The sequence below is a fragment of the Parasynechococcus sp. genome (genome assembly GCF_042954245.1).
Classification (GTDB): Bacteria; Cyanobacteriota; Cyanobacteriia; order PCC-6307; family Cyanobiaceae; genus Parasynechococcus.
In genome coordinates this window covers 1-6,900 of the sequence record NZ_JBGKDP010000189.1, presented here as the reverse complement: position 1 = coordinate 6,900, position 6,900 = coordinate 1, and the positions used below count along the sequence as shown (strand labels likewise).

14 protein-coding genes and 2 pseudogenes are annotated in these 6,900 nt (G+C 56.5%); 7 read left to right on the top strand and 9 right to left on the bottom strand.

The window, feature by feature from the left end:
• Positions 1-242: pseudogene (locus ACGVJ8_RS08550) on the top strand (hypothetical protein); the annotation flags it as partial.
• Positions 243-730: 488 nt separating this feature from the next.
• On the opposite strand, the gene ACGVJ8_RS08545 reads toward ACGVJ8_RS08550, so the two are convergent.
• Positions 731-1,096 carry a hypothetical protein gene (locus ACGVJ8_RS08545; RefSeq protein ID WP_392347235.1) on the bottom strand — a complete coding sequence of 122 codons (366 nt, stop codon included), beginning with the start codon at positions 1,094-1,096 and terminating at the stop codon, positions 731-733.
• Here ACGVJ8_RS08545 and ACGVJ8_RS08540 point away from each other — a divergent pair.
• Positions 1,096-1,482 (top strand): DCC1-like thiol-disulfide oxidoreductase family protein, encoded by a 387-nt coding sequence (locus ACGVJ8_RS08540; RefSeq protein ID WP_392347233.1) that lies wholly within the window; start codon positions 1,096-1,098, stop codon positions 1,480-1,482. The genes ACGVJ8_RS08545 and ACGVJ8_RS08540 overlap by 1 nt on opposite strands.
• Positions 1,483-1,630: 148 nt before the next feature.
• Positions 1,631-1,852: a hypothetical protein gene (locus ACGVJ8_RS08535; RefSeq protein ID WP_244272250.1), complete on the top strand. Its 222-nt coding sequence runs from the start codon at positions 1,631-1,633 to the stop codon at positions 1,850-1,852.
• Here the strand turns inward: ACGVJ8_RS08535 and ACGVJ8_RS08530 are convergent.
• The 4 genes from ACGVJ8_RS08530 to ACGVJ8_RS08515 all read right to left on the bottom strand — a co-directional run bounded on the left by ACGVJ8_RS08530 (position 1,837) and on the right by ACGVJ8_RS08515 (position 3,233).
• Complete coding sequence (locus ACGVJ8_RS08530) at positions 1,837-2,004, bottom strand: hypothetical protein (protein WP_392347231.1); 168 nt, start codon at positions 2,002-2,004, stop codon at positions 1,837-1,839. The two genes, ACGVJ8_RS08535 and ACGVJ8_RS08530, sit on opposite strands and share 16 nt — an antisense overlap.
• Before the next feature lie 492 nt (positions 2,005-2,496).
• Positions 2,497-2,772: a hypothetical protein gene (locus ACGVJ8_RS08525; RefSeq protein ID WP_392347229.1), complete on the bottom strand. Its 276-nt coding sequence runs from the start codon at positions 2,770-2,772 to the stop codon at positions 2,497-2,499.
• Positions 2,773-2,862: 90 nt separating this feature from the next.
• The gene (locus ACGVJ8_RS08520; RefSeq protein WP_392347227.1) at positions 2,863-3,015 is read right to left on the bottom strand and encodes a hypothetical protein; all 153 of its coding nucleotides are present in this window, start codon (positions 3,013-3,015) and stop codon (positions 2,863-2,865) included.
• Between the two features lie 5 nt (positions 3,016-3,020).
• Positions 3,021-3,233 (bottom strand): hypothetical protein, encoded by a 213-nt coding sequence (locus ACGVJ8_RS08515; RefSeq protein WP_392347225.1) that lies wholly within the window; start codon positions 3,231-3,233, stop codon positions 3,021-3,023.
• A gap of 65 nt (positions 3,234-3,298) precedes the next feature.
• Here ACGVJ8_RS08515 and ACGVJ8_RS08510 point away from each other — a divergent pair.
• Positions 3,299-3,703, top strand: a pseudogene (locus ACGVJ8_RS08510) (YccF domain-containing protein).
• A gap of 15 nt (positions 3,704-3,718) precedes the next feature.
• Here ACGVJ8_RS08510 and ACGVJ8_RS08505 read toward each other — a convergent pair.
• Positions 3,719-4,072 carry a hypothetical protein gene (locus ACGVJ8_RS08505; protein ID WP_392347223.1) on the bottom strand — a complete coding sequence of 118 codons (354 nt, stop codon included), beginning with the start codon at positions 4,070-4,072 and terminating at the stop codon, positions 3,719-3,721.
• Between the two features lie 457 nt (positions 4,073-4,529).
• Complete coding sequence (locus tag ACGVJ8_RS08500; RefSeq protein ID WP_186495351.1) at positions 4,530-4,766, bottom strand: hypothetical protein; 237 nt, start codon at positions 4,764-4,766, stop codon at positions 4,530-4,532.
• Between the two features lie 85 nt (positions 4,767-4,851).
• On the opposite strand from ACGVJ8_RS08500, the gene sodC reads away from it, so the two are divergent.
• On the top strand, positions 4,852-5,388 hold the full coding sequence (gene sodC, locus ACGVJ8_RS08495; protein ID WP_392347221.1) for a superoxide dismutase [Cu-Zn] SodC: 537 nt from the start codon (positions 4,852-4,854) through the stop codon (positions 5,386-5,388).
• Positions 5,389-5,588: 200 nt separating this feature from the next.
• On the opposite strand, the gene ACGVJ8_RS08490 is transcribed toward sodC, so the two are convergent.
• On the bottom strand, positions 5,589-5,744 hold the full coding sequence (locus tag ACGVJ8_RS08490) for a hypothetical protein (protein WP_392347219.1): 156 nt from the start codon (positions 5,742-5,744) through the stop codon (positions 5,589-5,591).
• Positions 5,745-5,864: 120 nt separating this feature from the next.
• On the opposite strand from ACGVJ8_RS08490, the gene ACGVJ8_RS08485 reads away from it, so the two are divergent.
• Positions 5,865-6,116, top strand: coding sequence for a hypothetical protein (locus tag ACGVJ8_RS08485; RefSeq protein ID WP_392347217.1), 252 nt, complete (start codon positions 5,865-5,867; stop codon positions 6,114-6,116).
• Positions 6,117-6,140: 24 nt separating this feature from the next.
• Here ACGVJ8_RS08485 and ACGVJ8_RS08480 read toward each other — a convergent pair whose 3' ends face one another.
• Complete coding sequence (locus ACGVJ8_RS08480; RefSeq protein WP_006850138.1) at positions 6,141-6,386, bottom strand: RNA-binding protein; 246 nt, start codon at positions 6,384-6,386, stop codon at positions 6,141-6,143.
• Positions 6,387-6,578: 192 nt separating this feature from the next.
• Between ACGVJ8_RS08480 and ACGVJ8_RS08475 the strand changes: the two genes are divergently transcribed.
• Positions 6,579-6,752: a hypothetical protein gene (locus tag ACGVJ8_RS08475; protein WP_392347215.1), complete on the top strand. Its 174-nt coding sequence runs from the start codon at positions 6,579-6,581 to the stop codon at positions 6,750-6,752.
• Positions 6,753-6,900 lie beyond the last annotated feature (148 nt).

Here is a 6,900-nt window from a genome sequence, read left to right as displayed (position 1 = left end):
AGGACGACTCCATCGCCAGGCGCTTGAGCCGCATCGAAGCGCAGCTGGCCAGGATCGAGGAACTGCTCGTCAGCGCAAGGACAGACGACGAGCAATCCTCCATCGCCACTCAGGAACAGTGCTACGAGGCATGGATCCACTATCTGAACAACACGCCTGAAGCCGTCGAAGCTCACCTCACTGCCCACGAGATGGCCGCCCTAAAAGCCTCCATCAACGCCCAAGTTCCAGGCGATTCGTAGAGTTATACACAGCTTTTCCACAGGGCTCAAACGGGTGGTCCTGGCGAGCACAGTGGTTTTGGTCGTCAGCGTGGAAAACAAGCCTCAGACGCTCAGCAGCCTCAAGCAAATCCTGCGGTTCGTTGTGAAGAATACTGTGCTGGCAGTTGATTTCAGGCAACAAACGCATCAGTGATTCTGAAAACGCATCAAGTCCAAATGAAGCGCTCTCTGCTGTGAACGAAGCAACGAATCCTCAGCGGAAGCCTCAAGACACCGATCCGCCAGAGGAGTCAGTTGAAAAACTGTGGAAAAACAAAAGATATTGTTGCGATCACTGCAGATAGCCGGGGGACGTGCATGTCCGGGTCAGTACCTCCCGACTCGCTGACTGGATTCTGGTGTGCGAAACCTGCTGGCCGAACTTTCGAGAACAAGCTGGTTATCGCTATGTAAGAACGCGCAAGGCCAACCACCGCAACCGAAAAAGGCGGTAGCAGGATGAAGGCTCAAAGCAGTTCGCATTGGTGGCGAATCACCGTGCCGCGGCGTTCCCAAAATTCCGGCGCTGATCCATCAACAACACGCCACCACCAACGACCATCGGTGTAACTGGGTGCACCTGCATTGTTGGTGCGCGGTAGTTGCAACTCCACGTCGCGCCAGTGCAGCAGAACACCGTCCCCCGGCAGGGTTCCCTCCAACATGTTGGGAATGCCTTCCGCCAGACCGGTGAGATCGACGGCTCCTCGCGTGATCTCAACACTGAGCCGATCCCCATCGCAGAGCCAATCCGCCCATGACGGCTGGGGAGCCACCAACAAGCCGAGTATCAACAACGCCGGGCCCAGGCCCTTCGCGACAGAATTCAGCAATGCTGTTAACCCTCATCTACGACGGCGGATGCCCATTCTGTCGGGAGTTCGCCCTACGCAGTGAGCTCCAGGGGGGTGTTCCCAACCTCCGCATTGTTGACGGGCGCGCCGATCACAACATCCGTCGCGAGCTCAATGCCCTCGGACTACCTCTACGCAATGGTGCCGTTCTGATCGAAGGGGAACAGAAGTGGCATGGTAGTGAAGCCATTGCAGAACTCAGCCGGCGCATGAAACCCAGTGATCCCCTGTTGCGGGTGCTGGCCAAACTGTTCGGTGATAACCAACGTTCAGCACTCGCCTATCCCGCCCTGTTGGCAGCCCGGCGCATGGCCCTCGCCACACGTGGCCTGAACGTTGACCTGGATCAAACTTCATCGCGCTGACGCAATGAGCCAAAACACGGGTGGTCGCAACCGATACCCCTGAACTACCGTCGAGTCATGCCTAAAGACTCTCTTAAGAATCGATCCCGATCCCTTCGTTCCTGACGCGCTGAGTCATCAGCAACTCAACGCCTTGCTGAAAGCGGCGATGGACACATCCGCCGTTCCTGAAGGGCGACTCAGCGATGACGAACTGCTCCGCGCAGCACTGAGTGCGTGGGCCGACCAAACGCAGGAGTTGCTGCGTTGGATTGAAGGGCAGGGTGACGCGGTAAGCGACACCCGATCACCCAAACAGGTGATGGCGCTGGGAAGTTTTCGTACCCATCTGGTGATGGGCCTCAAGGCACTGCGCTATTCCGAGGGCTGAGTCCTCTGCTGCACCCGACGGGCATCACAACACTCCTCAAGAACAGAGAGGAACTGTTCCGGCTCCGGTTGATCATCAAGATCGAAGCGTGTGGCTGCAATCACCGTGAAGTTGATCCAGGTCTCAACTTCAGGACCATCGGATGCCATCACGAGGTCGTAGCAGGCTTGAAAATCTGAATCCGGTGCAAGACACGCGCCGCATTGATGACGTCATACAGCTGATCCAAACCTTCTGTTTGTGCCTCAGCAAAGACGGCACGGATGCGAGCCAACATCAGCAAGCTCGCTCAAGCTCAACAACAGAAACCTCTGATGTGACATTGCAGTCTTCTTCTGCAAGCTCAAGCAATTCTGCATTGAGCTCCAGCAACGTCAGTGCCAAAGATGACGCAAATTCGATGCAGAACAACTTGTCTTTCACAACACCACTGCGTGGAATGCAGAAGGTCTAATCAACGCAGCGAGTTGACCGTGGATTCCGCAATCCTGCTTTACATCAACAACGAAAAATGAGAGAAATTCTCTCATTGTGTATCGAAAAATCAAACCAGCCGCAAACGTTGTGTGGGGCCACTAGCGGTACAGGGAGCTCAGGCCGCCACAGGTTCAAGCATGGAGCTGACGCTGGGATGAAATCCGATCTCACGCAGCCGGGCATTGCTGACACGGGCATTGAAGATGCGGGCGCCGGGTGAACTGGAGATCATCCACAAGGTTGTAGATGCCTTGGAGCCGCCGGCCGACAGCGAAATCAACGCCGCGGATGATGTCGTGCAAATGAACCCAGGCATTAATGTGATTGCCGTTCTTGCGAACCGACTGCCCAGCAGCACTGCGGATGTACGACGGGATGTCCTTACCGGGACCGTAAATACCACCCAGCCGCAGCACGCAGGCCTGGGTTGAGGCATCGTTCAACGAAAGAACGGATGTCTCTGCGCTAGCCAGAAAAGCGTTGGCGTTGTTGGAAAAATCCGGAGGCGTCAGCTCATTGCAGATCGCGCCGGACTAATCGCCGTACACCCCAGCACTGCTCAGGTAGGTCACATGCAGCGGCCGGCGCCCTTGGCGTTGACGCAGCGCATCAACGAGGGCCGGCACCGCCTGGCCGTAAAACTTTTCGTATTGATCCTCTTCAAAGTTGGCGGTGGTGGTGGCCATCGCAATCAGAACGCCATCGAGCCGATCCAGGAAGCTGGTATCGGCTCGATGGCGTCGCCCGCACGGTAGAGGCGGGGGTGGTCGACCAGATCGCAGAGTTCAGCCAGCCATCCGGGGCTGGTGGTAGCGCCGACAACTTCATGGCCTTGAGGCCTGAGATGTGCTGCAACAGCAGATCCAACATATTCAGAGCCAACAATCTGATAACTGCCCGACATGCCTGGTCAAATAACCTTTACAAAATTTAATGAATAAGCATTGGGCTTGCCGTGACAATGGAGACATGCTCTCGATGGTTCTCAACCTCCTCTGGGTTGTTCTCGGCGGACTGCCCATGGCTCTAGCCTGGTGGCTAGCTGCATTGATCTGCGCCATCACCATCGTTGGCCTGCCATGGGCGCGGTCGTGCTGGGTGATCGGCTGTTTCTCGCTCTAGCCTTTTGGTTCCGAAGCCGTAAACCGTCGTTAGCTCAGGGGACAAAGCGATCTGGGGACGGGCCCCCTGGGTGCGCTCGGCAATGTGATCTGGTTTCTTGTGGCCGGCTGGTGGCTGGCCCTGGGTCACCTCAGCAGCGCCTTGGCTTGTTTTGTCACGATCATCGGCATTCCCTTTGGCATTCAGCACATCAAGCTGGCTTTGATTGCCCTAGCCCCCGTTGGCATGACGGTGGTGAAATCAAGAAACTGATCTCAGCAGAGCTGATCAGAACAGCAGCTGAGTTAGCCAGACCATCGCCAAACCGAGCACGCCAGCCAATAGCAATCCTCCAACCAAAAAGGCGATCGCGGCAGCCAGCCCGATCCTGGCCATGGTGTCTGGGTAGAGAAGAAACAGGGTCAGCCCAAGCGCCACAGGCCACAACGGCGGAATCAACAGGCAAACCCCGGTGAGGATCATCAACTTGCGATCACGCTGTTGCTTGGCCTCCAACTGACTGGCCACCGCATCAGCTTCGCGATCAAGCTCAGCTCGCTCATCGTCACTGAGCCAACGCCCACGAGCCTTGGCACGATCGAGCTCGTCCTCGAGCCGTTCAGCAGGGTTGCCATTGCTCATCGGGGCACCTTAAGAAGCAAGGGATCAGCACAAAACAAAGCCTGAAAAACACAATCAAGCCGAATTAGGTAATTTTATCTAGGTATTTACCCGCCGCAATAATTTCATTGCCCAAAAAAGAAAATCAGCATAGTGTCGGTCTACGAATTGAGAATGACATGCTGAATACAAATTTGGAATCACCAAACGCAGCCCAGGCATGCGTCACTGAATCACAAGTGAATGCCTATTTTGAATGTCTGACACTCTGCAATCTCGATGACGGAGTCTGTTACGAACAGTGCATTCTCGTGCATCTGAAAAACGAGGTTGATGCATGAAAAGCTTGAGCCATCAAACACAAATGGGTTTAGCATCCCTTGCCTCAACAGTTGCAGTTGCACTTCTCGTGATTGGCTTCATGGGCATGGCACAGCACATCAGCCCCAGTCCGCTCTGAACCCTATGAAACACCTGCTCACTTCTGTCGTTTGAAGGTGTAGCAACCACCATGGTAGCCGGTGAAGGGTTGGGCGTAGGTCACCAATTCCCAGCCTTGCTCTCCCAATTCATTCATCAAGCCCACCAGGCTGACGTCGCGCTGCGGATGGCTTCTGGAGATCAGCTGGCGATCATCCAGCCAGAGCTCCTCAATTTCCCCGGTCCACGACTTCCCCCGGGGCACGAAGCGCAACTGGGTGTATTCCCAACGCATCACCAAGCATCAGCTGAACGACGCACCATCTTCACCGCAAACGGCACCAACCGGGAGCGACAATTCAAGAACACGCTGTTCTGTGATGCGTCGACTGCTCGCCCAGCTCGTTCTGCTCATCGGCCTGCTCACGCTCACACCGGGCTGGTGCGAAGCCTTGGAGGTGACCCTGCAACGCATTGATGCCAACGGCATTGGCGAGTCGATCGGCAGCGTCACAGCGCAAGACACCGACCAAGGCCTGGTGATTTATCCCGATCTGGCGGGTCTGAGCCTTGGGAAACACGGCTTCCATCTGCACAGCACAGGAAGCTGTGAGGCGGGCGAAACCGCCGAGGGCACCCCCGTCGCCGGCCTTGCTGCAGGTGGGCACTGGGATCCTGACGAAACTGGCCAGCACCTCGGCCCCTTCGGAAACGGTCACCGGGGCGATCTCAGCAGGCTGGTGGTGAATGAAGACGGCAAGACCGATACCAGCGTGGTGGCGCCACGGCTCAGCACAGCTGATCTGAAGGGCAAAGCACTGATTGTTCACGCTGGAGGCGACACCTACAGGGACGAGCCCCCCCTCGGTGGAGGTGGAGCGCGGGTTGCCTGTGGTGTGGTGCCGAACGAGCGCTGACTCAGCCGTTCATGAAGGCGGCACACCCTGATGGCCTGAGCGGGTGGCTCCTGACAGAGGGCATCGAGTTCCCTGTTCAGCGGCTGAAACAGGGAAAGATCTGCTCCGGGAATTGAGGGAAACACCAGGAACAAACCTGAGGCGATCAAACCGATCACAGCACCGCTCCAACTCTTAAGAAAAGCCTAGGTTCGCATCGATTAGGGGTCCTGTTCGTCCCTGCAGACCACGACCGTCAGCGCATCGATGTGCAACATCAGACCAGCGCGCCAGGCAGCATCATCGTCATAGGCCTCGGTGGTCTCTACCACAATCGAGCCCGCACGCTCAATGATCAGGTCATAGGCGGGTGGCATCGGAGCGTTGCAGTACCTCCCCATTCAGCAGGCAAAGCGCGTCTGGCACATCCCCCACTTGAGGGAGTTCAACGGCAGGTGGGCAGGTGAACATGATGAAATGCTTGAGCTCTCAAAACGTTGTTCAAATCACCCCTGTTTCGGCGCGTCGGGATCTACCTCGTGCTCAGCACGGCTGCCGTCACCGCCGTCAATCAGCTCGAGATTGAACAACAGAGTGTTTACCAGATCTATATCCCGATGTTCATTGGGATCTATGTCATTTCGCGTTGGCTCGACAGTCGGCTCAACCAGGCCTCCCAACAGCAACAGACCAACGCAACGCACAACAAAGGCTCACCGTCCACAACCGACCGTGGTTTTGGACAGTGAGGTGAATCGAAGCTGTTTTGAAGCTCAGCGGCGGGGTTCGGCCTTGCGGACGGAGATGGCACGACCCATCCACTCAACGTTCTGCAGGTCGTCGATCGCCGACTGCTCATCGGCTTCGCTGCTGAGGTCCACAAAAGCGAAACCACGCTTGCGGCCCGTCTCCCGATCGAGGGGCAAGGAGCATTTGCTCACCTCGCCGTACTGACCGAACAGATGAATGAGATCCTCCCGCTCAGCGTCCCAGGAGAGATTTCCGATAAAGATCGTCAAAAAAAAGAATTGATCAAGACTGCTTACCCTCGCACACAGCGGCCAAGTGCCGAGCCTTCAGAGGGGATGGCTCAACGATGGGATCAAGAACTACCAAACAATTCCGTTCAAGGCTGAATTCGATAGAAAGCCTTTGCTTCGAGCCCAATTGAGCCTCAACGGAACCAGGCTTGATTCAGTTGAGGCATTGAGATGGGTGGACTCAGCGGTACCAAGTCGGATGATTTCATCAACGCAGCCAAAGCCCGCGGCGAAGCTGCCCTGCAAGACAAGCAGCCCAAATTGACCAAGCTGGAAAAAGCATTCCGGCATGCTGCAATCCGGCGGTGGGCTGAAGATGCCCGCAAAAAGGGACACCATTCCTAAGTCAGGGCCCGGTCTTTCCAGGTCCAACCGCGTCCCGTGCGGGTGCGCCAGATCGAGACGGGGCCAATCGCACCCACCGGCTCCCATCAGCCACTAATAGCTGAGGGGCACATCAAAGTTGCTGCGCGTCCGCAGCCGCAGCTGTTGA